This is a genomic window from Pseudomonas persica (genome assembly GCF_900291015.1).
In the GTDB taxonomy this organism is placed as follows: Bacteria; Pseudomonadota; Gammaproteobacteria; order Pseudomonadales; family Pseudomonadaceae; genus Aquipseudomonas.
The window spans coordinates 1-255 of sequence record NZ_OLKL01000242.1 but is presented as its reverse complement, the minus strand read 5'-3'; the positions used below and the strand labels follow the sequence as shown (position 1 = coordinate 255).

The following is a 255-nucleotide window of genomic DNA, read 5'->3' as shown; positions in this document are numbered from 1 at the left end:
GCGTTAAGCAGCGCGGCAACCTGATCGCGTGCGGCTTCATAGCGAGCCGTCAGTTTCTGCGCCTGCGCATACTGGCTGCGGTGCACGTTCCCCGCGCTCAGGCTGTAAAACTGCTGCATGGCGTCAATGACCGCCTGCGGCTTTAACGCCGTGGCAGCGCTGTCCAGATAGACTCCCGCATCGGCAAGGGCGGGAAACTGGGCGCGAAAATGGGCAGGATTGAATGCGTTCATGGCGTTCCTCATAGTCAGAAGC

Annotated in this window: 1 protein-coding gene; it reads right to left on the bottom strand. The window is 60.8% G+C overall.

Features of this window, described 5'->3' with window-relative positions:
- Positions 1–233: aminotransferase class V-fold PLP-dependent enzyme (locus FQ664_RS26430; protein WP_144175941.1), on the bottom strand; the 233-nt coding region annotated here is incomplete at its 3' end.
- Positions 234–255 lie beyond the last annotated feature (22 nt).